General features: G+C 60.7%; 18 protein-coding genes and 1 pseudogene. 11 read left to right on the top strand and 8 right to left on the bottom strand.

The genetic code is table 11. The features are described 5' to 3' along the window. Nucleotides 1-108: 108 nt before the first annotated feature. Nucleotides 109-2,919, top strand: coding sequence for an ATP-binding protein (locus J3P84_RS17400; protein ID WP_434624723.1), 2,811 nt, complete (start codon nt 109-111; stop codon nt 2,917-2,919). On the opposite strand, the gene J3P84_RS17405 is transcribed toward J3P84_RS17400, so the two are convergent. Continuing rightward, nucleotides 2,866-4,374, bottom strand: coding sequence for an ATP-binding protein (locus J3P84_RS17405; protein ID WP_434624725.1), 1,509 nt, complete (start codon nt 4,372-4,374; stop codon nt 2,866-2,868). The genes J3P84_RS17400 and J3P84_RS17405 overlap by 54 nt on opposite strands. 183 nt (nt 4,375-4,557) lie before the next feature. Beyond that, nucleotides 4,558-5,508: a GlxA family transcriptional regulator gene (locus J3P84_RS17410; RefSeq protein ID WP_434624727.1), complete on the bottom strand. Its 951-nt coding sequence runs from the start codon at nt 5,506-5,508 to the stop codon at nt 4,558-4,560. A gap of 321 nt (nt 5,509-5,829) precedes the next feature. Here J3P84_RS17410 and J3P84_RS17415 point away from each other — a divergent pair, with 321 nt between their 5' ends. Then, nucleotides 5,830-6,552 (top strand): pirin family protein, encoded by a 723-nt coding sequence (locus tag J3P84_RS17415; protein WP_434624729.1) that lies wholly within the window; start codon nt 5,830-5,832, stop codon nt 6,550-6,552. A gap of 153 nt (nt 6,553-6,705) precedes the next feature. Here J3P84_RS17415 and J3P84_RS17420 read toward each other — a convergent pair whose 3' ends face one another. Then, a complete protein-coding gene (locus J3P84_RS17420; RefSeq protein ID WP_434624731.1) occupies nt 6,706-7,581 on the bottom strand; it encodes a LysR family transcriptional regulator in 876 nt (291 codons plus the stop codon). Between the two features lie 111 nt (nt 7,582-7,692). On the opposite strand from J3P84_RS17420, the gene J3P84_RS17425 reads away from it, so the two are divergent. Further along, nucleotides 7,693-8,904: a YbfB/YjiJ family MFS transporter gene (locus tag J3P84_RS17425; RefSeq protein WP_434624733.1), complete on the top strand. Its 1,212-nt coding sequence runs from the start codon at nt 7,693-7,695 to the stop codon at nt 8,902-8,904. Nucleotides 8,905-8,907: 3 nt separating this feature from the next. Here the strand turns inward: J3P84_RS17425 and J3P84_RS17430 are convergent, their stop codons facing one another. Next, on the bottom strand, nt 8,908-9,939 hold the full coding sequence (locus J3P84_RS17430) for a GlxA family transcriptional regulator (protein ID WP_434624735.1): 1,032 nt from the start codon (nt 9,937-9,939) through the stop codon (nt 8,908-8,910). 450 nt (nt 9,940-10,389) lie between these two features. Between J3P84_RS17430 and J3P84_RS17435 the strand changes: the two are divergent. After that, nucleotides 10,390-11,244: pseudogene (locus tag J3P84_RS17435) on the top strand (cache domain-containing protein); the annotation flags it as partial. Nucleotides 11,245-11,448: 204 nt separating this feature from the next. Continuing rightward, entirely contained in the window at nt 11,449-12,153 is a 705-nt protein-coding gene (locus tag J3P84_RS17440) for a methyl-accepting chemotaxis protein (RefSeq protein WP_434574243.1), read from the top strand. A gap of 767 nt (nt 12,154-12,920) precedes the next feature. Here the strand turns inward: J3P84_RS17440 and J3P84_RS17445 are convergent. From J3P84_RS17445 to J3P84_RS17460, 4 genes are all read right to left on the bottom strand, one after another. Next, nucleotides 12,921-13,808, bottom strand: coding sequence for a DMT family transporter (locus tag J3P84_RS17445; RefSeq protein ID WP_434624737.1), 888 nt, complete (start codon nt 13,806-13,808; stop codon nt 12,921-12,923). Between the two features lie 66 nt (nt 13,809-13,874). Beyond that, nucleotides 13,875-14,768, bottom strand: a complete 894-nt coding sequence (locus J3P84_RS17450; protein WP_434624739.1) for a dihydrodipicolinate synthase family protein — start codon at nt 14,766-14,768, stop codon at nt 13,875-13,877. A gap of 53 nt (nt 14,769-14,821) precedes the next feature. Further along, a complete protein-coding gene (locus J3P84_RS17455) occupies nt 14,822-16,057 on the bottom strand; it encodes an aromatic ring-hydroxylating oxygenase subunit alpha (RefSeq protein WP_434624741.1) in 1,236 nt (411 codons plus the stop codon). A 273-nt stretch (nt 16,058-16,330) separates the two neighbouring features. Continuing rightward, nucleotides 16,331-17,299: a LysR family transcriptional regulator gene (locus J3P84_RS17460; protein ID WP_434605048.1), complete on the bottom strand. Its 969-nt coding sequence runs from the start codon at nt 17,297-17,299 to the stop codon at nt 16,331-16,333. A gap of 332 nt (nt 17,300-17,631) precedes the next feature. On the opposite strand from J3P84_RS17460, the gene J3P84_RS17465 reads away from it, so the two are divergent. From J3P84_RS17465 to J3P84_RS17490, 6 genes are all read left to right on the top strand, one after another. Then, complete coding sequence (locus tag J3P84_RS17465) at nt 17,632-18,792, top strand: quaternary amine ABC transporter ATP-binding protein (protein WP_434624743.1); 1,161 nt, start codon at nt 17,632-17,634, stop codon at nt 18,790-18,792. Between the two features lie 25 nt (nt 18,793-18,817). After that, the gene (gene proW, locus J3P84_RS17470) at nt 18,818-19,771 is read left to right on the top strand and encodes a glycine betaine/L-proline ABC transporter permease ProW (protein ID WP_434624745.1); all 954 of its coding nucleotides are present in this window, start codon (nt 18,818-18,820) and stop codon (nt 19,769-19,771) included. 56 nt (nt 19,772-19,827) lie between these two features. Continuing rightward, nucleotides 19,828-20,856: a glycine betaine/L-proline ABC transporter substrate-binding protein ProX gene (proX, locus tag J3P84_RS17475; RefSeq protein WP_434631409.1), complete on the top strand. Its 1,029-nt coding sequence runs from the start codon at nt 19,828-19,830 to the stop codon at nt 20,854-20,856. A 315-nt stretch (nt 20,857-21,171) separates the two neighbouring features. Continuing rightward, nucleotides 21,172-22,491 carry an NAD(P)/FAD-dependent oxidoreductase gene (locus tag J3P84_RS17480; protein ID WP_434631412.1) on the top strand — a complete coding sequence of 440 codons (1,320 nt, stop codon included), beginning with the start codon at nt 21,172-21,174 and terminating at the stop codon, nt 22,489-22,491. Nucleotides 22,492-22,589: 98 nt separating this feature from the next. Next, nucleotides 22,590-23,492 carry a dihydrodipicolinate synthase family protein gene (locus J3P84_RS17485; protein ID WP_413795124.1) on the top strand — a complete coding sequence of 301 codons (903 nt, stop codon included), beginning with the start codon at nt 22,590-22,592 and terminating at the stop codon, nt 23,490-23,492. Between the two features lies 1 nt (nt 23,493). After that, on the top strand, nt 23,494-24,984 hold the full coding sequence (locus J3P84_RS17490) for an aldehyde dehydrogenase (protein ID WP_434624748.1): 1,491 nt from the start codon (nt 23,494-23,496) through the stop codon (nt 24,982-24,984). Nucleotides 24,985-24,992 lie beyond the last annotated feature (8 nt).

Here is a 24,992-nt window from a genome sequence, read left to right on the forward strand (position 1 = left end):
GGGGTTTGTGTCTGTCGATCGCTCTGCGCAGCGCCTCCCACCGTTGCGCTTGACGCAAAACCTGAGGAATATGCTCGGGTACAGCGGGAACAGAACCTTGAGCAGACCATGAGCCAATACCTCAGCCTGCCCGTCGAACAGACGGTGCATTTCGGCCCCTACCGGGTCCATCCGCGCCAGCGCCTGGTGCTGGAGGGCGGGCAACCGTTGCGCCTGGGGCGGCGAGCGGTGGAGATCCTGCTGGTGCTGCTCGAACACGCCGGCCAAGTGGTGAGCAAGCAGCAACTGATCGCCCGGGTCTGGCCGAAAAGCGTGGTGGAGGACACCAACCTGCGGGTTCACGTGGCGGCGTTGCGCAAGGCCCTGGGCGACGGCCAGGCCGGTCAGCGTTATATCGTCACGGTGGCGCAGCGCGGCTACAGTTTTGTCGCACCGGTGACATTCGAAGCGCCCGAGGAACTGGCGCGCATCCCCCACCCCTCCCTGGCGCGCAACCTGCCGCCGCGCCGTACCCGCATGATCGGCCGCCAGGGCCTGGTGGAGAGCCTGGTGGCGCAACTTCCGCGCAAACGCTTCATCAGCCTGGTCGGCAGCGGCGGCATCGGCAAGACCACCGTCGCCTTGCGGGTTGCCGAACGGCTGCTTGGCCAGTACCGCGACGGCACCTGCCTGCTGGACCTGGCCTCGCTCAACGACGCGACCATGATCGCCCCCAACCTCTGCGCGTTGCTGGAGCTGACGCTGCATGACGGCGAACCGCTCGACGCGATCGTCCGGCAACTCAAGGACCGCCATCTGCTGCTGGTCATCGACACCTGTGAACACCTGATCGATGCCGTCGCGCTGCTCTGCGAAACCCTGCTGCGCGGCGCGCCTCACCTGCACATCCTGGCCACCAGCCGCGAAGGCCTGCGCGCCGAAGGCGAACACGTGCAGCGCCTCGATTCGCTGGCGTTTCCGCCAAGGGGCATGGTCATCGAAGGTTATCCGGCCCTGGAATTCCCGGCGCTGCAACTGTTCGCCGAACGGGCGATAGCCAGCCAGGACGACTTTGAGCTGACGGACCACGAGGTTCCGCTGATCGTCGATATCTGCCAGCGGCTCGACGGAATCCCCCTGGCGATCGAACTGGCCGCCGCCCAGGTCGGGCGCTTTGGGCTGGAGGCGCTATGCCGGCAACTGCAGGACAGCGTCGCCCTGCTCGACCATGACAGGCACGCCAGCGCACCGCGCCAGCAAACCCTGCGCGCCACGGTGGACTGGAGTTTCGCGCTGCTCACGCCGTGCGAACAGACCTGCCTGCGGCGCCTGGCGGTGTTCATGGGCAGTTTCAACCTGGCGTCGGCCGCGGCAGTCATCGTCGGCCAGCATGTCGCGCCGGAACAGGTGCTGGTCTCGATCAGCCAGTTGGTGGCGAAATCGTTGCTCAATGTCGAGATCGGCGACGATGAGGTCCGTTATCGGTTGCTGGACACCACGCGCAGCTACGCCCTGGAAAAACTGCTGGATGCCGGGGAACTGGCCGCCACCCGGGAGCGCCACGCCGAGCGCTGCCTGACGCTCATGGAACAGGCTGAAAAGGATTGGGAAAACACTTCTACGCGCGTGTGGATCGCACGCTACGCGGCCTATCGGGACGACATCCGCGCGGCGCTCGACCGCGGGCTGGGCCCGCAGGGTTCGCACGCCGTGGCGATCCGCCTGGCCGCGCGCACCCTGCCGCTCTGGCAAGAGCTGTCGCTGCTCAAGGAGCACGGGCTGTATGTCAGCAAGGCGCGGGCGCTGCTACAGGCCAGCCCCTCGCCGTGCCAGAGATTGACCCTCGCCCTGGAACTGGCCCACGGCAGTTTCAACTACCACACCGAGGGCGGTACGCCGGCCACTGTCGAGGCCTTCGTCACGGCCCGCCACCTGGCCCGGCAGTGCCAGGACCGGGCGGGAGAATTGCGCGCATTGTCGGGCCTCATGACGGTCAATCTCAGCGCCGGCCGCTATCAGCAGGCGCTGGAGCAAAGCCTGGATTTCGATCGCCTGGGCCTGCCGGGCGACCCGGTCCTGTCCTTGAGTACCCAGCGCCTGCGAGTGCTGGCGCTGCATTTCACCGGCGACCAGGACGGCGCGCGACGTGACGCCGAGCAGGTCATCCAGCGCCTGGCCCAGAATGGTCACCTGAGCCGCTTCAGCCACGGTTTCGGCGTGCAATACGAGCAGAGCGTGGCCGCGCTGACGATCCTGTCGCGCATCCTCTGGCTGCAAGGGTTCGCCGAAAAAGCCCGGCGCACGGCCAACCTCGCGCTACAGATTGCCCTGCAAATCAACCACGGCCTTTCGATCTGCTACACCCTGGCGATCGCCGGTTGCGTGATCGCCCATTACACCGGCGATCAGCCGACCGCCCGGGAACGGCTGGACATGTTGAAGCAGCAGGCCAAACGCCATTCGGTCATGCTCTTCCATGATTGGGCTGGCCATTACGAGCGCGCCTTCGACGGCGCCAGTCCGCAGTCGCACTGGAGCGCTTGCGGCCTGATCCAGGATACCGTCGTCACTCTGCGCGGCGATGCCGTCAGCCCGCAGCAGATCGAGCGCGCCCATAGCGGCGCGGCAGGCTGGTGCTCGGCGGAAATCCTGCGCATCGCTGCCGAAGCGTTGCTGGCCGAGGGAAAAGCGGGCGCAGAAAGCCGTGCCGAAGAGTACTTACACGCCGCGCTGACGGTAGCCCGGAGCCAAGGCGCGCTGGCCTGGCAATTACGCAGTGCCATGTCGCTGGCCCGGCTGTGGCAACGGCGCGGCCAGGATGCGGCGGCGCAGGATGTGCTCGCTTCGGTCTATCGGCGCTTCAGCGAAGGGTTCGACACACCCGACCTAAAGGAAGCCGGCGCGCTGCTCCAGACGCTGACTCGCCAGCTCGGGTCTTGAACGCCGCGCCAGCCAAGCCTCCTGCAACACGTAGCGCCGATGGAGCGACTGCCACTGGCCTGCGCGACGCAACTTTTCCAAGGCATAGGCACGCGTGGTATTGAGCAGGTGGTAGCGATTGCCTTCGGCACCTTGTTCGACCATCACCAGCGACTGCTTGACCAGCCGTGACAGCAGCCAGGGCAATCGCCCCACCCCGACGTCAGTGCAACTGACCACAGCCAGCGCAGCCTTCAACGTGAACGGTTCCTCGAACACCGCCAGCCGCTGGAACACCGTTCGTTCGTCGCTGCCCAAGCGCTCGAAACTCCAATCCAGCGCCGCGTCAAGGCTGCGGTGGCGCGCCACGGCTGTACGGCGGCCGTGGCTCAACAGTGACAGACCGTAGTCCAACTGTTCCAGGACCCCCGCCACGCCCAGCACATCAACCTGGGCCGCCGCCAGTTCCAGCGCCAACGGCAACCCGTCCAGGCGCTGGCAGATCTGTGCGAGAGGCGCGAGGTCGCGTTCACCCGGCTTGAAGCCCTGCTGTCGGGCACCGACCCGATCAACCAGCAAGCGCACTGCCGGACTCGCCAATATCAAGTGGCCGGGCTCGCTGGCCGTCGCCACGGCCAGACCGGCCAATTGCACGACATGTTCATCTGCAAGCTCCAAGGCTTCGCGACTGCTCAACAACAGCGATACGCCAGGGGCCGCTGAGCGCAGCGTCAAGGCCAGCTCCCGGCAGGCATCGAGCAGGTGTTCGGCGCCATCGAGCACCAGCAACATCCGGCACGATTGCAGGCACTGTCCCAGCGAGCCGCCCGTCAGGCCAAGGGTTTGCATGATCCGCGGGCAGACCTCGGCCGGGTCGCTGATCGCCGCCAGGTCAATAAACCAGGCGCCGTCGGCAAAATGCTCGAGCAACAGTTCCGCCGCCCGCGACACCACCGTGGTCTTGCCGATACCGCCCGGGCCGACGACGGTGGTCAGGGGCTGGCGCGGAACCTCGACCAACAGCCGTCCCAGCAGCTTGTCGCGACCGATCACCGGGCTCAGGCGCGCGGGCAGATTGTGCCGCTCGGAGCGCCTGGCGCCGGATGATTCAGCACTCGGCTGCGGGGTCAGGGGCACGGCGAAGCAGTAGCCCTGGCGCGGATGATTGAGGATGTAGCGATTGCCATCCTGTCCAGCACCGAACGCCCGCCGTAAGGCGGCGATGTGCACCCGCAGGTTGATGTCTTCCACCACGCTGTCGGGCCAGACCTGGGCGATCAGGGTTTGCTTGCTGACGAAGGCGCCCGCATGGGCAACCAACAAGTGCAGGATGTCCAGGGCGCGACCGCCCAAGGCCAGGGGCTCGCCATCGCAGGTAACCAGCCGCTGCTGGCGGTGAAAGACAAACGGACCGAAGCGCACCGTGGTTTCGGGGCTCGCCGCTGTTGCGGCGCAAGGTTTGGTGAAGCTGTTCATGAGCGATCCAGCGACAGAAAACCGGTCCGGGCGTGGCGCTGCGGATCGCCGCACACACCTGCCCTGGCTCCTGCGCATCCTTTGCAGAGGGTTCGCCGTTATCTTGGCAGCCACAAGGCAGAGAACAATGCTGGCACAGGGCGCATCACGGACATCACGGTGCCCTGGACGGACACCGAAGGCTCAACTGAACTGCTGCCGGTACTGGACCGGTGTCAGGCCGAGTTTTTCGCTGAACAACTGGCGCATGTGCCGGACGCTGCCAAAGCCACTGCGAAAGGCCACGGTCTTGAGGGGCAAGTCGGTGGACTCCAGCAACTGCCGCGCCCGATCGATGCGCGCACCTTGCAGGAACTCCATCGGTGTCATCTTGACTTCGCGCAGGAAAACCCGGGCGAAATGCCTTGAGCTCATGGCGGCCAGATCAGCCATGCGCTCGATGGAAAACGGCTCCTCCAGATGTTCCATCACGTAATGCTGCACCCGGGTAACCGCCGATTCCTGTGCCGCCACCGTCGCTACCAGCGGGCTGAACTGCGCTTGCCCACCCTGGCGCTGCATGACCACCAGCAAGACCTTGGCCACATCCAGCGCGACTTTGCGGCCATGGTCCTGGGCGACGATGGACAGGGCCATGTCGATACCGGCCGTGACACCGCCGGAGGTGATCAACCGTCGGTCATGCAAGATGATCTTGTCGGTCTCGACCAAAGCCTTGGGGAACCGCTGGATCAGGCGTTCGGTGTAATGCCAATGGGTGGTGACCCGATAGCCGTCGAGCAAGCCCGCCTCCCCCAGGATGAAGGCCCCCGTGCAGATCGACCCGTAGCGCGTGGCCCGCTGCGCCGACGCCCGCAACCAGGTGTGCAAGCCCGGATGCCGATCGTTATAGGCACCAGGCCCGCCCGGTACCAGCAGTACGTCGTAGGCCGCCCAAGCCTGGTCGATATGGATGTCGGCCTGGACAGTCACCCCGTTGGAGGCTCGCAACGCCCCGCGCTCGGTGCCCAGGGTCAGCAATTGATAGTGCTGGTCCGGCGCGAGAAAACGATTGGCGATGGAAAACACTTCGAGCGGCCCGGCCATGTCGAGCAGCAGGAAATCGGGGAACAGCACCATTGCAACGGTTTTCATGGGGAGGACGCCAAGACAAGGGGAACATGCTACCGGTTGGCGACCGACGACCCTGTGGGAGCGAGCTTGCTCGCGATAGCGTCCGTCCAGCCGGCATTTATGTAACTGAGGCACCGCTATCGCGAGCAAGCTCGCTCCCACAGGGACCAGCGGTCACCGGCTGGCATTATGACGAAGCGCAGCGCTCCCGGCGAGATTGTCCACTCAGAACGGACAGTATTTCCACATTCAGCCGCTTATTGAATGTGCCGATAACCATTAACCTTCTTCTGTACCCGGCGAACGGCCAAGGCCACCGCCTACTGAACCAGGAGAATCATCATGCTGACCCTTCGCAAAGCTTCTGATCGCGGCATCGCCCGTCACGGCTGGCTGACGTCGTTCCATACCTTTTCCTTCGCCAACTACCGCGACCTCAACCAACAGGGTTTTTCCGACCTGCTGGTGATCAACGACGATCGGGTTGCCGCCGCCAAAGGTTTCGGCCAGCACCCACACCGGGACATGGAAATTTTCTCCTACGTGCTCGAAGGCGCGCTGGAGCACAAGGACACCCTGGGCACGGGCTCGGTGATTCGTCCGGGTGATGTGCAGTTGATGAGCGCCGGCAGCGGCGTGGCCCACAGCGAGTTCAATCACAGCGCGGACGAGCCGGTGCACTTCCTGCAGATCTGGATCGTGCCCAATGTCGTGGGCGCTACGCCGCGCTACCAGCAGGAGCACTTCAGCACCGGACAGAAACGCGGTCGCCTGCAACTGATCATCTCCCCGGACGGCGCCGAGGGGTCGTTGCACGTACGCCAGGACGCACGGGTGTATGCCGGGCTGTTCGATGGTCAGGAAAGCGCCACGCTGACCTTGGCCGCTGATCGTTATGCCTATGTGCATGTGGCCCGGGGCAGCGTCGAGCTCAACGGCGTGGCGTTGCAGGAAGGCGACGGTGTGCGGGTACGCAACGAACAGGCACTGACGCTGGGCAACGGCCAGGATGCCGAGGTGCTGGTGTTTGACCTGCGGCCGCAGGAACTGCCGCAAATGCCATAACATCGGCAGCTGTGAGATTAATTTGTGGGAGCGAGCTTGCTCGCGATCGCGGTGGGTCGAGCAACATTAATGTTGGATTGACCACCGCCATCGCGAGCAAGCTCGCTCCCACAGTTGTTTTATGTCGTACTCAGATGTGGGGCCGCTGAAGATCTACTCGTTCTCCTTGGAAAACGCCGCGACAATCTCATCGATTACCGCCCGCACCCGCGCCGTGTGGCGCAGATCCGCGTGAGTCACCAGCCACACCTCATACGGCAGCGGCCGCGTGCGCTGCGGCCAGAGCCGCACCAGCCCGTCGCGCTCGCCCATGTACACCGGGATTTCTCCCACCCCGATCCCCGCCCCGATCGACCTGCGCACCAGCAGGCTTGAGCTCAGGCTGGCGACAATCCGTCCTCGGCTGACCGGTTCGGCCACCAGGGTGAAATCCTTTTGGCTCTGCCAGTACGGTTGATAGACCACCAGGTCATGCCCTTCGAAAGCACTGCCCGGCGCAGGCTCCCCATGAGCGTCGACGTAATCCTGGGAGGCAAACAGCCCCACCGGCCAGCGCGCAATCCGCCGGGCGATGAGATCAGGATTGTCGGGCCGGGTATTGCGCACGGCAATGTCCGCTTCACGCTTGACCAGGCTGATGATCTGCGTGGAGGCATCAAGTTGCACGCGGACGTCGGGATGCCGCGCATGCAGGCGAGCGATGGCCGGGATGAGGAAATCGATCGCCAACGAATCGGTGGTGGCGACGCGTACGTTGCCGATCAACCGATCGTCCAGGCCCTGGATGCGACGCTCAAGCTCCAGGGCCGACTGCTCCATTTTCTCCACGGCCTTGAGCGCCGCTTCGCCCACCGCCGTCAGCGCATAACCGTCGGAGGTGCGCAGGAACAACGCGGCGCTCAAGGATTTTTCCAACGCGACGATCCGTCGCCCCACGGTCGCCTGATCCACGCCCAGTATCCGGGCCGCTCCACGCAGTGTCGACTCCCGACATACCGCGAGAAACACCCGCGCGTCATCCCAATTCATTCGCCCTCTCTCGCTGCAAAACTGCATCACCGTGTCGCGAAATCGCTGCATAAACGCTCCAACGATAGCCGATATGCTGGACGCCATAAACCTTTCCAGAGGATCGTTCCCATGCACACCCAATCCACGGCGCTGGACTCATCCCCGACGGGCATCTGGTTGCCGATATTCGCCGGCCTCTGCGCCAGCCTCGTCAGCATCGGCCTCGCACGCTTCGCCTACACGCCGTTGATTCCTTCGCTGATCGAGGCGCATTGGTTCAGCGCCAACGACGTGGTCTACCTGGGAGCGGCGAACCTGGTGGGCTACCTGATCGGCGCCCTGCTCGGCCGGCCCATGGCTCGGCGCCTCGGCAACAAGCAGGCGCTGCGCCTGATGATGCTGGCCGTGACGGCGGCATTTTTTGCCTGCGCCTTCCCGGTGTCGGTGATCTGGTATTTCGCTTGGCGGCTGCTGTCGGGCATCGCTGGCGGCGCGATCATGGTGCTGGTGGCGGCGACCGTACTGCCGCATGTGCCCGCCGCGCGCAGAGGCTTGGCCAGTGGTGCGATTTTCCTTGGCATCGGGCTGGGTATCGCCGGCTCCGGAACGATTGTGCCGCCGCTGTTGAGCCACGGTCTGCAGGCGACCTGGCTGGGGCTCGGCGTGTTGTCATTGGTGCTGACCGGGCTGAGCTGGTTCGGTTGGCCGGAAGATTCTGCCCAGGCGACAAGCGTCGCGAAACACGCTACACCAGCCGAACCCACGCCCCGCGCCGTGTATCAGCTGTTTGCCCAATACGCCTTCATGGCGGCAGGGTTGGTCCCGGCAATGGTGTTCCTGGTGGACTACGTAGCGCGGGGCCTCAAGGCCGGCGCCCATGTCGGTGCGCTGGTCTGGGTGATGTACGGCCTCGGCGCGATTATCGGCCCGGTGACCTACGGCCTTCTCGCCGACCATCTGGGCGCGCGCAAAAGCATACGACTGGTGCTGGCCGTCCAGGCCGTTGCCCTTGGCCTGCTGGCGATTACCCAGAGCTTCCTGGCGCTGGCGGTACTGGCCGTGCTGATCGGCTCGTTCCCGCCGGGCATCGTGCCGTTGGCCCTGGCCCGGGTGCACGAACTGGTGCCGGACCATCATCGCCAGCAAGTCGCCTGGAGCCGCGCCACCGTTTCATTCGCAACCTTTCAGGCGCTCGCCGGGTTCGGCTATTCGGCGCTGTTCAATGCCAGTGGCGGACAGCATGCGGTGCTGTTCCTGGTTTCTGCGGGGGCGATCGTGGTGGCGCTGCTGCTCGATTTCACCCCCAAGCTGTTCGCAAGGCCCGCAAACGCGGGCGACTAAACCTTACTTGCGCCCAAACGTCGAACGATAGCTACCCGGCGGCACACCAAAAAAATCGCGGAAACGTCGCTGGAAATGCGGGGAGCTGACGAAGCCGGTGGCCACGGCGATTTCGGTCACCGAGCGGTTGGTCTGCTGGATGAGCTGGCGTGCGCGTGTCAGGCGCAGTTCCAGGTAATAACGCGTCGGGGTCGCACCGAGGAACCGGCAGAACCGCCGTTCCAGCTGGCGCTTGGAGACCTTGACGCAGGCCGCCAGCTCATCGATCGTCAACGGCTCCTCGACGTTCTGCCACATCAGTTCCAGCGCCAGCTTGAGGCTTTCCGGCAGCGTCGGATCGGTCTCGACGAAGATCGGCGGCAGGTCCGTGGCGTCATCCCCTGATTCATCGCAGCGAAGGATCTCTTCGATTGCCCCCACCAGCGCCTCGCCGCCGGTGCGGCGGATCAGCTGGAGCATCATGCGCAGCGAGCTGTTGGCGCCCGCGCAGCTGACTCGCTCGCGGTCCACGACATAGGCGCGGCTGGTGACTTTCACATGGGGGAACATTTCGGCCATCGTCGCCCGGCTTTCCGGATGGACCGCGCATTCGAAACCATCGAGCAGGTTCGCCTCTGCCACAAAAAAAACGCCGTTCCACAACCCCCCCACTATCGCCCCGGACGTCGCATGGGCGCGCAGCTTGCGCCGCAATAACGGCGTGCCTTGCAACTTCACACGAAAGCCTCCGGCGACAATCAGCACGTCGAGGTTATCGGGCAATTGCGCCAGCTCGATATCGGTGGAAATGACGATGCCCAGGTCACTCGTCACCTGCCCGCCCGAAGCGCCCACCGTCAGCACTTCATAAAGCGGCATGTCGCTCATCAGGTTGGCGGTGACCAACGCGTCCACCGCGCCGGTAAAGGACATCATGGAAAAGTTGTCCATCAGCACAAACGCGACGCGCACCGGCGCTTGTCCTTCAGGCGCAGCCCCTTGGGGGCGATAGGCCATGTTCTTGTTCTTGAGTACGCTTTCGAATGCGCTGGGCATGGGGCCTCGTGAGACAGGAAGGCGATCTGGACCGGACCCGGGCGGATTGCCCGAGCCAAGCCATCTTCCCGATTAACCGCAAAGGCAACCATCGCCTGCGCGACATCACTGTCAGCGTTAGCGACCTCCGACCAGTGGCGACCTCAAGGGAATACGACATTGGTCGATAGCCTCAGAGTAGGCATGGGCGCTTTTCCCTCCAAAGCTCGCAACGCGCACCGCTACTGTTTCCGCCGTTTCCAACACCGATAAATACCTGCGGGAGAAGTCATGAATATCAAACAGAAGCTGACATGGGCGTTCGCGACCATTGCCTGCCTCCCGGTTATCCTGGTGGCGGTGCTCGTTGTATTGAACCTGCGCGATGCGGCACAAGCCAACTTCCTGGACAGCAGCGGCCGCGAGATCCGCCAGATCGACAACGGCATGAAGCAGTTCTTCGACGGCATCATGCAGAACGTCGAGTTCTTCGCCAAGGACCCGCGGATCGTCGCGGCCAAGGACCTGAAGAACTACTCGGGTGCTGACGCCGCGCAGATCCCGCTGACCGAGAACAACAAACAGCTGCTGGCGATTTTCGACCAGTTCGCCAAGAGCCATCCAACCACCGCCTACCTGTCCCTAGGCCTGGCGGACGGTGGCTATGCCAGCTGGCCGGATGATCCGAAGATTTCCAACTACGACCCGCGCGTACGCCCCTGGTACAAGGCGGCTATTGCAGCGCCTGGCACCACCGTGAAAACCGATGCCTATTACTGGGCACCGGACGACGTGTCGTTGATCGGCATCGTGCATACGGTCGCCGATGCCAGCGGCAAGCTGGTCGGCGTGGTCGGCCTCGATGTGTCGCTCAAACAGCTGACCGAACTGGTCAAGAACATCAAGCTGGGCGACAGCGGCTACCTGATGCTGGTGGAGGCCAGCGGCAACGTTTTGGTCGACCCCGCCGAGGCCAAGCACAACTTCAAGCCGCTGGCCGACCTCGGCCCCAATTACGCCGCGCTGGCCAAGAGCAGCGATGGCGCCACCCAGATCGAGATCGATGGCGTGCCCTACATGGCCAACATCGTCACCTCCAAAAGCCTGGGCTGGCGCTTCATCGGCCTGATCAAGCGCGACGAAGTGATGGCCGAGGCTTCGAGCCTGACCTGGTTGATCGCCGCCATCGCCGCCGCGCTGGCCGTGGTCTTCGCCATTGTCGGCGCCAGCTTCGCCAGCGTGATCGTGCGGCCGATTCGTGGCGTTGCCAATGGCCTGCAGGAAATCGCCGAAGGTGAAGGCGACCTCACCCGCAAACTGTCGGTGCAGGGCAAGGACGAAACGGCCACCCTGGCGGGTTGGTTCAACCAGTTCCTGGCCATGATCGCGCAACTGATGCAGCGCATCGGCAGCGCTTCTTCCGACCTGCAAACTGCCGCGGCCGATACCAGCAACGTGGCCCAGAACATGAACGATGCCGCCGGGCGCCAGCGCCAGGCCGTGGAGCTGGTGAGCACCGCGTTCAACGAAATGGTCGCCACCGCGAACGAGGTGGCCCGCTCCTGCAGCCAGGCCGCCGTCAGCGCGGACACCGGCTATCGCGATGTACACGACGGCCAACATCATATCGGCGAAGCCACCGGCAGTGTGCTGAAGCTGAGTGAGGAATTGCAGCAGTCGACCCAGACCATGCAGGCGCTGGAGCAGGACAGCAAGAACATCAACACCATCCTCGACACCATCCGTTCGATCGCTGAACAGACCAACCTGCTGGCGCTCAATGCGGCCATCGAAGCGGCGCGCGCGGGCGATCAGGGCCGCGGCTTTGCCGTGGTGGCCGACGAGGTGCGCGCCCTGGCGCGGCGTACCGCCGATTCCACCGGCGAGATCGACAGTCTGCTCGGCAACCTCGCGCGGCGCACCCAGGAAGTGACGCAACAGATGCAGAACAGCCTGCAGGTGTCGCACACCAGCGTCGAACGCATCCAGCAGGCTCGCGACAGCTTCGACAAGATCCGCACCTCGGTGGACTCGATCCGCGACCAGAACACCCAGATCGCCACCGCCGCGGAGCAACAGCACCAAGTGGCGGAAGACATCAACCGGCACATCGCGCAGATCCATTCCGATGCGCAACTGGTCGAGGAATTCGCCCATACGGCGCAGACCGGTTCGGGGCGGCTGACCGATATTTCCGGCCAGCTCAAGGGGCTGGTGGGACGCTTCAGGTTCTAAATCGGCTTTATGTCCCGCCGGAGATCCAATGTGGGAGCGAGCCTGCTCGCGAAGGCGGTCTGACAGTTGATAGATGTTTTGACTGTGCTGGCCTCTTCGCGAGCAAGCTCGCTCCCACAAGGGGTTCTGCGGTTACCTTAGTTTTGTGTCTGCTGAAGTTCTGCGGTTACTTGAGTTTTGTGTCCGCTGAAGACCAAAAATGTGGGAGCGAGCTTGCTCGCGAAGGCGGTATCACAGCCAATGAAGATGTTGACTGTGCCGGCCTCTTCGCGAGCAAGCTCGCTCCCACAGGGGTTCTGCGGTTACCTGGGTTTTGTGTCTGCTGAAGTTCTGCGGTTACTTGGGCTTTGTGTCCACTGAAGACCAAAATGTGGGAGCGAGCCTGCTCGCGAAGGCGGTCTGACAGTCGATAGATGTGCTGACTGTGCCGGCCTCTTCGCGAGCAGGCTCGCTCCCACAGGGGTTCTGCGGTTACCTTAGTTTTGTGTCTGCTGAAGTTCTGCGGTTACTTGAGTTTTGTGTCCGCTGAAGACCAAAAATGTGGGAGCGAGCTTGCTCGCGAAGGCGGTATCACAGCCAATGAAGATGTTGACTGTGCCGGCCTCTTCGCGAGCAAGCTCGCTCCCACAAGGGGTTCTGCGGTTACCTTAGTTTTGTGTCTGCTGAAGTTCTGCGGTTACCTGGGTTTTGTGTTCGCTGAAGACCAAATGTGGGAGCGGGCTTGCTCGCGAAGGCGGTGTCACAGCCGCTGGGTATCTGCCCGGTCGCTACCCTTTCGCCTTGATCGCATACATCCCACCCGCAATCACCAGACATGCTCCCACCACGGTCCAGGTGTCGGGCAGCTCACCGAATACCAGCAGGCCAATCAGCGTGGCGAACACCAGCAAGGTGTAGTTGAACGGTTGGAGCGTGGCTGCCGTTGCGTACTTCAGCGCCTGGAGCAACAACAGCTGGGCCACAACCCCGGTAGTGGAAAGCACCGCGATCAGGGCCCATTGCATCGGGCTTGGCGAAACCCAACCTGGAAGCCCCCACAAGGTGATGGCTATCGCGCCGAAAAACCCCATGTAAAGCAGGTTCGTAGCGAACGAATCATGCTGGCTGATGCGCCGGGTCAACACGCTGAAAATCGCAAAACCCAGGGCAGACAACAACGGGACCAGCGCCGCCAGCTCGAAGACACCGGTGCCGGGGCGAAGGATAACCAGTGTCCCCGTAAAACCGATGGCGGCGGCTATCCATCGACGAACCCCGATGAACTCGCCCAGGAACGCTCCAGCCAAGGCCAGCGTCATCAGCGGGAAGACTGCATACAGCGCGTGCATTTCCGCCAGCCCAAGGTAGCGCAGCCCCAGTCCGAACAAGGCGATTTCACCCACGCCGATCAAGGCGCGAATGATCTGCAGGCAGGGGTGGCGGCTTCGACAGGCGGTGCGCAGGCTTCCCTGGAAGACGCCATAGCCGACAGCGAAAACCAGGAAGGCCCAGTAGCGCACCATCACCAGCTGCGCAATCGGGAGATCCTTGACCAGGACCTTGGTAATCCCGTCCTGGCTGGCGAACACCAGCATCGAGAGAAGGCACAGGATGATACCGAGCTGAGGCCTGGGCACATCGTAAGCAGGTGCCGCGCTGTCCGACTGGTTGCTCATGGATCATTCCATTTCGAGGGAGACGACATCATTCGCCCGGCATGCTCGTAAGCCCGCGCCCCATCCTCAGGCGAGGTCAGATTCAAGCGCGATCAACGGTTCAAGGGCAACCTTGAGCGCGTCGAGTTCACCAGCAGCCAAACGCGCCAACGGCCGACGCGGGTTTCCCGCTCCGTAGCCGGTGATCTCGGCAGCGGCGTAGACCGACTGCACATAGTCACCCTGCCAGATCAACGACATCACCGGCTCTATCGACCGCCAGATCTCCCGGGCACTGATCCAGTCGTGCCTCATGGCGGCCTCTACCACGGCAACGCAAGCGCGCGGGGCCATGTTCGCGCCGCCCCAGATCAGGCCTGCGGCCCCGGCGAAGAGCGCGTAGGGCACCAGTGCATCGGCGCCATTCATCGTCGGCAGGCCCGTGCGGATCAGCGCGGCTTGGGCGGCAAGGTCACCACTGCTGTCCTTGACCGACACGAAGTTCGGAATCTCACTCAACTGGCGAAACAGCGACGGAGTGACTTCCACACCCACCGCCTGAGGCACGTTGTAGCCAATGATCGGCAACCCGGCTTCGGACACTGTGGAGTAGAAGTCAACGATGCACTGGTCGTCGGTTGGGCCTTCGAAAAACGGCGGCAGCACCATGACGCCATCGGCGCCACACCCGGCGGCGTGGCGGGTGCGCTGCACTACTTCGTCCACCAGCAAGGCAGAGGTTTGCACAATGACGCGAGCACGACCCTTGATGACGCTGGTGCCGAAGGCAACCAATTGCCTGGACTCTTCCTGGCTAAGGTAGACATGCATGCCGGTCCCCGAACTCAGGACAAAGCCCTCCACGCCGGCCACGAGATAGTGCTCAAGCAACGTTTCGAAGCGCGGATAGTCGATCTTGCCTTGGGCATCGAAAGGCGTGGTCACGGCCAGGTTGAGGCCGGAAAAAGCGAATGCGGACATTAACTCGAGCCTCTTCTTGTTCTTCTCTGATCGAACGCACTCATGACGGGGGATCAGCCCACCGACTTGAGCGGAATATGGGCCTGGAGCCGCTTAAGCATGATTTCGCAGTACCAATCGTCAAACTGGCATACACCGTTTTCCGCGATGTCCGAAAAGGGTCCCGGCTCGTAACTCGGTGAGGTAATACCGGCCTGCGTACCTTCCACCAAACGACGGTCCTGATCGTTGGTGGCAAGCCAGACCTTGGTCAACCGATCAATCTCGTAGTCAACACCTTCAACGGCGGTATTGGGCACCAGCCATTTGGTCGTGACAAGCGTTTCGTCCGGTCCGATCGGGAGGACGCGGAAGCTCAACGCATGATCACCAAGGAAGTGGTTCCAGGTAGATGGGTAGTTGAAATACAGCAAGGCGCCAATATCCGGCTCGCCGCTTTTATCCAGGCGTCCCGCCACAGCAGGTTTACCGTCCATTGTGTAACTCACGGCGCCTGCCGAAAGTGGGATGCGTGTCATACGAAACCGGCCATTGGGATCCATGACCAGCTTGCTCGGCATACCCGCGGTCTCGCAGCGATTCCAGTGTGCGCTCAGTTCGGGATCATCTTCGCCGCCCACCCCGGCCACCGAAAGGTTCTCGACAAAGGAGTTCATCAATTCCGGATGGGTACCGTCGCAGTGGAAGCACTCGCGATTATTTTCAAAGACAAGTTTCCAGTTACCCTTTTCAATGAGGTTGGACTCGAAAGCGATCTTGCAGTTATCCAGGAAATGCGGGGCTATAAACGGACTTACAGCATTTCTGAAACTGTCGAATTCCGGCGCCTTGTCAGCGACACAGACATAAATGTAGGTGTGAACAACTTCACAATGGACAGGCTTCAAATTGTACTGCGACCTGTCGAAGTCGGCGCCCATGTTACCGGCAAACAAAAGACTGCCGTCCAGTTCGAAAGTCCACTTATGATAAGGACAGACCAGTTTTGCGACTTTGCCCTGGGCGTGCTCGCAAACTTTGGAGCCACGGTGACGACAGGCGTTGTGAAAAGCCCGGACCTGACCACTTTTATCCCTGACGACCAGGACGGGATAGTCGCCGATCTGCAATGTCAGGTATTGCCCGGGTTTTTCAAGCTCAAAGGTATGCCCGGCAAAGATCCAGTCCTTGTGCCAGATCTGCTCAAGATCCTGCCGAAAAACCTCAGGTTCAATGTACAGCTCGCGAGGAAGCGCGTGGCGCGCCTTGCGCTTTTGAATCAGGTCGATCACGGATGTTCTGATATTCATTATTATCCTCTACACATCAACCTGACGGTTAATGGCAAGTACGCCCAGAAAGCAGTGTCATGGCCATCGGATCCTGCGCCAACGATTGTTCAGCGCAGCCGCTGGATACGCATGTATCAGCCATATTTAGCCCGAAGGGTACGATAGCCAATCCGGTCGGCAAAACTACATTTTCGTTGTTCAACTGATAACTTGGCGTTATGACCGGGCGAATCCAGACACTACCTTGTTTGGATTTCGCTAACGGCGAGAGGAACCTACGTCGGGAGAAACTTATACAGCCAATCTGGAAAACTTCGAGAGGATCCAGTCTCGCACTCTCCGACAGGCATCTTCATATTCAGTCCTTTCATTACAGGCAACATAATGAAGACTGTTTCGAAGCGTCACCTGCTGCTCGACGGGACGAACAAGCTGCCCCCTCTCGACCATGGCCCCGACCAGCTGGTTCCAGCCCAGTGCTACGCCCTGATGGGTCAAGACCATATTCATGATCAGGTTGTAGTCATTGGCATGAAAAATAGGCGGGCAGTCACCAGGACGCTCATCAATATCAACGTTCAGAAACGCCAGCCATACCCCCCAGTCAACATGCTCAGCCACCCCCGACCGGCCATAGGGACTCAGATTGAGTAGCGAAGAATCGCGCACGCCTTCAAGCGAAGTCAGTTCGGGGTGCGCCTCCAGGAACACGGGAGAGCAAACAGGATAAATAATGTCGTGGCACAACTGATAACTCTTGTACCCGTCCCCGACCTTGCGGATCTTCGAGATGATGATGTCCGGCTCTACGCCAGGCTCCATATTCACAAAGTTCTGGGTAGTGATCAGATTGAACTCGATATCCGGGTTCGTTGCACGAAACTCTGGAAGATGTTCCGACAGCCATAATGCGGAGAATGCGGGTGAGCAACAAACAGTCAGAATGTGCTTCTGCGTCGGCGTGGTACGAATCCTTTCAGCCGCCTGTGCGATATTAACGAAGGACAGTTGCGCCGCCTCAAAAAAAATCTTCCCCTCGGCGGTCAGCTCTACCGTCCGCCCGGCACGCATGAACAATTGAGCGCCCAAGGAGTCCTCAAGCTCCCGGATCTGCCGACTGATCGCCGCTTGCGATACACAAAGTGCCTCTGCCGCCCGAGTGAAGCTTTCATATTTGGCGGCGGCGACAAACGCTCTGACAGCCCTGAGGGAAGGCATTCTAAGCAGTAATGTATCGGGGTCAACGTGTCTGCTGAGCATGGCAGGCCCTCGCACTCCTAGCATCCGCGAAAGCGGCGGAGCGTAACTCAATAGCCTGGCCCGGGCCATACAAAGCGTCGTGATTACGCCAAGGCGGTCGTTTCGACAGGCCTCGATAACGTTAGGTTATCCATAAAGCCCGGTAAATGTTGTTGGATTTAACACAAGGATACCCATAGATTGAAAAAAAGCCCGAGCCCAAGGGCAAACAATAAAAACAAGGTCAATGTCATGCGCCATTCAATCATTTATTCCTGCCCGCCTAAATTACCAACGCTCGAACTCAATTCGATTTCGTGCGCTTGTAGCGTTACACGCAAAGGAGGGACGCGATGACTAGTTCAGACGAAATCATTTCTGTTAAGAACGTTTTCAAGATATTCGGCGCACAACCCGACGCGGCGATGAAGATGCTTGCCGCTGGCGCCTGCAAAAAAGATGTGTTTGAGAAAACAGGTCAGGTTATTGGTGTTTTCGACGCCAGCTTCGCCGTCAAGCGTGGCGAAATCTTTGTGATCATGGGGCTCTCGGGTTCTGGCAAGTCGACGATGGTGCGTTTGTTCAACCGGCTTATCGAGCCCACCTCCGGCAGCATTTATCTGAACGGTCGGGAAATTACCGGGCTGGCTGATAAAGCCCTGCTTGATGTTCGCCGTAAAGAGATGGGCATGGTGTTCCAATCCTTCGCCCTGATGCCTCACATGAGTGTCCTGGAGAACACCGCCTTCGGCCTGGAAATTTCCGGCATCGCCGAAAAGGAACGGCATAGCCGCGCCAGGGAAGCCCTCAGCCAGGTCGGTCTTGCTGGCCAGGAGCACAGTTATCCGCATCAACTTTCCGGCGGCATGCAGCAACGCGTAGGCCTGGCCCGTGCGCTGGCCAACGACCCGACCATCCTGCTGATGGACGAAGCCTTTTCCGCGCTGGACCCGCTTATCCGCAGCGAGATGCAGGGGGAGCTCATTCGCCTGCAAGCCGAACAGAAGCGGACCATCATTTTCATCTCCCACGACATTGAGGAAGCCGTTCGCATCGGCCACCGCATCGCGATCATGGAGGGCGGCCAGGTGGTGCAGATCGGCACGCCTCAAGAGCTGATCAGCCAACCCGCCAATGACTATGTGCGCACCTTTTTCAAAGGGTTCGACAGTTCACGGATTCTCAAGGCGGGCGACGTGGCCAGGCTTGATCCGGAATGGGTTCGTAAAGCGAATGGCCAGGCGCCCCACTTCAAGGCCGGCCTTCCGTTCGGTTACCTGGTCGATGAACGAGGGCAACTGCTCGGGGTCGTCGACATCGATACCAGTGGCGCGGGTGGCGGCACCCATCACACCCAGCACCAACACCAGCCGGTATTTACCGATACGCCCCTGCACGAAGTATTGGAAATTGCGGCCAACCTGCCGTATCCGGTCCCTGTACTGGACCGCTCGGGCGCGCTCACCGGGACCCTGTCAAAGAGCGAGTTGCTGCAAACGCTGAGCCGCCATTGATACAACCGTGAAGAGGTAAGCCCTGATGTCCGAGTTCAGTTTTCTCGACCCGTTCCAAGTCGCCACCATTCCACTCGGCGATTGGGTGGAAAGCACCCTGAATTTTCTGGTGCACAACTTTCGCGATGTATTTCGCGCCATCCGCTGGCCGATTGACCAGGTACTTAACGGCGTTGAGTTCATTCTGCAGAGCATTCCGCCGAGCATCGGCATCCTCCTGTCTTCATTGCTCGGATGGCAACTCGCTGGTAAACGCATGGCGTTGCTGTGCTTTGTGACGCTCACACTGCTGGGTTTGATCGGTGTCTGGTCCGAGTCGATGACGACCCTGGCGCTGGTACTGACCTCGGTGTTCTTTTGCGCGCTGCTGGGTATTCCACTGGGTATCCTCTGCGCCCGCAGCGACAACCTGGAAAAGGTCCTGCGGCCCATCCTCGACGCCATGCAGACACTGCCGGCGTTCGTTTACCTGGTGCCGGTCGTCATGCTGTTCGGCATCGGCAACGTGCCGGGCATCCTTGTGACGATTGTCTTCGCCCTCCCCCCTCTGGTGCGCCTGACGAACCTGGGCATCCGCCAGGTACCGGAGGACAAGATTGAAGCGGCCCGCGCGTTTGGTTGCACACCGCGGCAGATGCTCACCCGTGTCCAGCTGCCACTGGCGACGCCAACCATCATGGCGGGACTCAATCAGACCCTGATGCTCTCGCTGTCGATGGTGGTCATCGCCTCGATGATCTCGGTGGGCGGCCTGGGACAGATGGTCCTGCGCGGCATCGGTCGCCTGGACATGGGCCTGGCCACGGTCGGCGGGACGGGCCTGGTACTGCTCGCCATCTTCCTTGACCGCCTGACCCAAGCCATGGGCGCGCGCACCGGCGCCGACCCGAGCCTGCGCTGGTATCACACCGGTCCCGTCGGTCTGCTGCTACGCCTGTTCGGCGCAAGACAGCCTGCGGGGCGGAGCAAGACCGCCTGAGTCCCACTTTCGATCTGCCGCACTTGAAGAAAAAACCCCAAAAAAGGTACGCGACAATGTCTGAATTCAAGCTCTCCCGCAGCATTCTCAATTGCGCTACAGCCCTCGCCATTGCGGCCATGTCCCTGTGCGCAAACGCCTCGGCGAACCAACCGGGCGACGGTGTGAAGGTCACCCCCATCTTCCCGTCCATCGCTGAAGAGCGTTTCCGTGGCGAAGTGGCCATGGAAGGGCTGCGAGAGCTGGGTTACAAGGTGCAGGAGCCCAAGGAGACCGAATACGGCGTCATGATGATGGCCTTGGGTAGCGGTGATGCGGACTTTACCGTGCATTTGTGGGACAAGTTGCACGATAAATTCTTCCAGCAGGCCGGGGGTGATAAAGCCATGGTCAAGGCGGGCGACATCATGCCCGGTGTACTTCAAGGTTATCTGATCGACAAAAAGACCGCTGAAGCGCACAACATCAAGTACATCACCGACTTGAAGAAACCGGAAATCGCCAAGCTGTTCGACACCAACGGCGACGGCAAGGCAGACATGACGGGCTGTAATCCTGGCTGGGGCTGCGAGCTGATCATTGCCCATCACATGAAGGCCTATGACCTGGAAAAAACGGTCACGGTCAACCAGGGTTCCTATTTCGCACTGATGGCTGACACCATTACTCGTTACAAGGAAGGGCAGCCGATTCTCTACTTCACCTGGGTTCCACAGTGGATCGCCACCGTTCTGGTCGAAGACAGGGATGTGGTCTGGCTGGAAGTACCGAAAACCGACCTGCCTGACGGCAACAATAACGTTGACACGATGTACAAGGGCAAGAATCTCGGCTTTGCAGTGGATAAGGTCGAGGCCGTGTTGAATAAAGAGTTCGCCGACAAAAATCCGGCAGCCTTGAAGTTCCTTTCGGTGATGCAGATTACTACGGCCGACGAAAGTGCCCAGAACTTGAAGATGCAACAGGGCGAGAAAAAGCCTGCGGATATTCGCCGCCACGCCAAGGAGTGGGTAGCCGCCCATCGGCAGCAGTTTGATGCCTGGTTACAAACTGCTCGCGCGGCAGCGACACAAGCCAGCAATTGATACGAACAAGAGGCGGGGCGAGTCGATGACTGCCCCCGCCTTTTAATGGCGCTCGGTTCTACGCAACATTTAGTTTGTGAAATCCAATTGAAAGCTCCCGCTTCGATTACCGATAACGGGGGGTTATCTTTTCTCTTGATTTAATGTTGCTGGATATCAAGCAATCATCAGAATAAATTTAATGCCTTACCCTATCGTTAATTGAAACTGCAAAGTCTTGACCGTTACGCCCGTTAAATACTCAGTCGCCGTGAAATTGCCAAGTAACCTTTTGCAAGACAGGCGTCGGATTGGTTGAATGAACAGGATCTTGAAATGTTGAAAGTCTCTTCGTTACCTGCCGATGATCAATCTTGCGGGTGGTATCACTTGAGCAGGGGGCGCCAGGTCAAGCCCGCCCATCAAGGTCACGACAGCGCACGTTGGGTGATTGTCGGTGCCGGTTTTACCGGGCTCGCCGCCGCCCGTCAGCTCGCGACTCATTTCCCCGACGACCACATTGTGTTGATCGACGCTCAGGAAATCGGCTTTGGCACTTCCGGTCGCAATGCCGGATTCGCTATCGACTTGCCGCATGACATCGCCGCAGAAGATTACATCGGTGATATCGCCACTGCCAAAACAACCTTGAAACTTAATTTGAGCGGCCTGAGCTATCTAAAAGAATTGGTTGAACGCCACAACATCAATTGCCAGATGAAGCATTGCGGCAAATATCAGGCGGCCGTTGAACCACGGGGCATCGCTGTCCTGGAAGCCTACCGTCGCGGACTCGATAAGCTCGATCAACCCTACCAGATGATCGAGGCTGGCGAACTACCCGAACATATCGGCACGCATTTCTACCGCAAGGCCTTATTTACGCCAGGGACTTCCTTGCTTCAGCCGTCGGCGCTGGTCAAAGGTCTGGCCGACAGCCTTCCCGGCAACGTGACACTCTACGAAAACACCGCGATCACGCATGTCGAGTACGGCACCAGGACGGTGCTCAAGCACGCCGGGGGCTCAATCACCGCCGACAAACTGATCCTGACCAATAACGCCTTTGGCATGAGTTTCGGCTTCCTGAAAGGGCGAATGCTACCGGTGTTCACCTATGCCAGCCTGACCCGTCCCATGACCGAGCAAGAGCAAGCTCGCCTGGGCGGCCGGCCTTATTGGGGGGTGATTCCCGCGGACCCATTCGGCACCACGGTACGTCGCACTCCGGACAACCGCCTGTTGATCCGTAACAGTTTCAGCTTCAACCCCGACGGCCGCAGCGATACAAAATATCTGAAACGCTTTGTCGCCAGGCATCAAGCCTCTTTCGAGCAACGCTTTCCCATGTTGCCCGCGATGAACTTCGAATATACCTGGGGCGGTGCACTGGCTCTTTCGCGTAACCATATGGGTTATTTCGGCGAACTTTCACCCCATGTCTATGGGGCTCTTTGCTGCAATGGCCTGGGGGTTACCCGCGGGACGGCGACCGGAAAACTCCTGGCGGATTGGCTGGCCGGCGAACACTCCGAACTTATTGATTTTGTCTTGAAATCACCCGGCCCCTGCCCTAATCCACCCGGCCCGCTGGTTTCAGCGGGCGTCAATATAAGTTTGCGCTGGGGGCAATACCGCGCTGGTAAAGAAAGTTGACCCGCCCCGACACACTTGAAGAAGTTCAGGTCCGTTCGCTCGATTCTCGGCAAGCGGCCTCCCTTGGTTGAACAGTGACATTAACTGGAGCGATATCAATGAAGTTTGAAGGCATTTACACACCGGCCGTTACGCCCCTGACCTCAGACGGCAGTATCGATAAGACAGCCTTCGCCGAAGTCCTGGAGTATCTGGTCGACGCCAAGGTACACGGCATCATTATCGGCGGCTCGACCGGCGAATATTATGCCCACACCGCCCAGGAGCGTTTCGACCTGGCTGCCCAGGCCAAGGACGTGCTGCGCGGTCGCCTGCCGCTGATCGTGGGGACCGGCGCCATCCGCACCGAAGACTCGGTCGCCTACGCCGAAGCGGCGAAGGCGATCAAGGCCGATGCGCTGCTGGTGGGTTCACCGCCCTATGCACTGCCAACGCAAAAGGAAATCGCGCTGCACGTCAAGGCAGTGGACCGCGCCGCCAATCTCCCCATCATGCTTTACAACTATCCAGGCCGCATGAGCGTGAGCATGGGCACGGAGTTCTTTGATGAGGTCCGTGACGTGAAGAACATCGTCGCCATCAAGGAAAGCTCCGGCGACATGGCGCAGATGCACCGCCTGGCCTGCAAGTATCCGCACATCGCTCTGTCTTGCGGCTGGGACGACCAGGCCCTGGAGTTTTTCGCCTGGGGCGCCCGCAGTTGGGTGTGTGCCGGTTCCAACTTCATTCCCCGTGAACACGTCGCGCTGTACGAGGCCTGCGTGGTCGAGAAGAACTTCGACAAAGGTCGCCGAATCATGGCGGCGATGATGCCGCTGATGGATTTCCTGGAAGGTGGAAAATTTGTCCAGTCCATCAAGTACGGCTGTGAACTGAACGGCTTGAGCACCGGTGGCCTGCGTGCCCCCCTGCACGGCCTGGACCTTGATGAGAAACAGGCGCTGCAAAGTGTCGTCACCGAGCTCAAGCGCAACATCGCGCAAATCACTGGAGGTGCATGAGATGGCTGATTTACTGACCAAGGAACAGTACGCGGCCATCGCCGCCAAGTTGCAGTTTCCTACCCAGGCCTTCATCAACGGCGAGTTCCGCGATGCGCTCTGTGGAAAGACCTTCATCACGACGAACCCTGCCACGGGTGAACAGCTTGCAGAGGTAGCGGCTTGCGATACCCGTGACGTCGACGTTGCCGTGGCTGCCGCCAAGCAGGCGTTCGAGGATGGCCGCTGGCACAAACTGTCGCCCGGCGCACGCAAGCAGGTGCTCCTGCGTTTCGCCCAGTTGCTGGAAGACAATGCCCATGAGCTCGCGGTGCTGGAAAGCCTGGACAGTGGCAAGCCGGTCAGCGAATGCCAGAACGTCGATGTGCCCGACACCATCCATACCTTGCGCTGGCATGCCGAGTTGATCGACAAGGTGTACGACAGTACCGCGCCGACCGGCCACGGTGCCGTAACCATGGTGGTGCGCGAAGCAATCGGCGTGGTCGGCCTGGTCCTGCCTTGGAACTTCCCGCTGTTGATGCTGGCCTGGAAGATTGGGCCGTCCCTGGCCGCCGGCTGTTCCATCGTGGTCAAGCCCGCCAAGGAAACCACCCTGACCGCGCTGCGTGTCGCCGAGCTGGCCCATGAGGCTGGTATTCCGGCCGGCGTATTCAACATTACCCCTGGCGGTGGTCGCGAGGCTGGCGAGGCAATCGGCCGACACATGGATGTGGCGATGGTCAGCTTCACCGGTTCTACCGACACAGGCCGGTTGTTCCTCAAGTACGCGTCCGAGTCGAACCTCAAGCGCGTGGTGCTGGAACTGGGGGGCAAGAACCCCGCCGTGGTGATGAATGACTGCGAAGACCTCGATCAGGTTGCCCAGTATGTGACCGCCGGCGCTTTCTGGAACATGGGCGAGAACTGCTCGGCGTCGTCGCGGCTGATCGTCCATGAAGAGGTCAAGGAAGAGTTGCTGCAACTGATCGGCAAGCACCTGCGCGATTGGAAAATGGGCGACCCGCTGGATCCGCAAAATCGCCTCGGGGCCATGATCAGCAAAACCCATTTCGAGAAGGTGCGTTCGTATCTGGAGTATGCGGCCGAGCAGAAACTCGATGTGCTGCAAGGTGGCGAGACCGAGTCCGGTGTGTACGTGCAGCCGACGATCATCGACGGTGTTGAACGGGAAAGTCGCCTGTTCATCGAGGAGATCTTCGGCCCGGTCCTGAGCGTCACCCGCTTCAGCACGATCGACGAAGCCATTGCGCTGGCCAACGACACGGTCTACGGCCTGGCGGCATCTGCCTATACCGGTACCCTGCGAAACGCCTTGCGGCTGTCGCGGGAAATTCGGGCGGGCGTGGTCACGGTCAACTGTTTCGGTGAAGGCGACGCCTCCACGCCGTTCGGCGGCTACAAGGAGTCCGGTTTTGGGGGGCGTGACAAATCCGTCTGGGCACACGATCAGTACACCGAGCTGAAAACCATCTGGATCGATGCTTCGTAATCTGGATG

This window comes from Pseudomonas sp. Z1-29 (assembly GCF_051131995.1).
In the GTDB taxonomy this organism is placed as follows: domain Bacteria; phylum Pseudomonadota; class Gammaproteobacteria; order Pseudomonadales; family Pseudomonadaceae; genus Aquipseudomonas.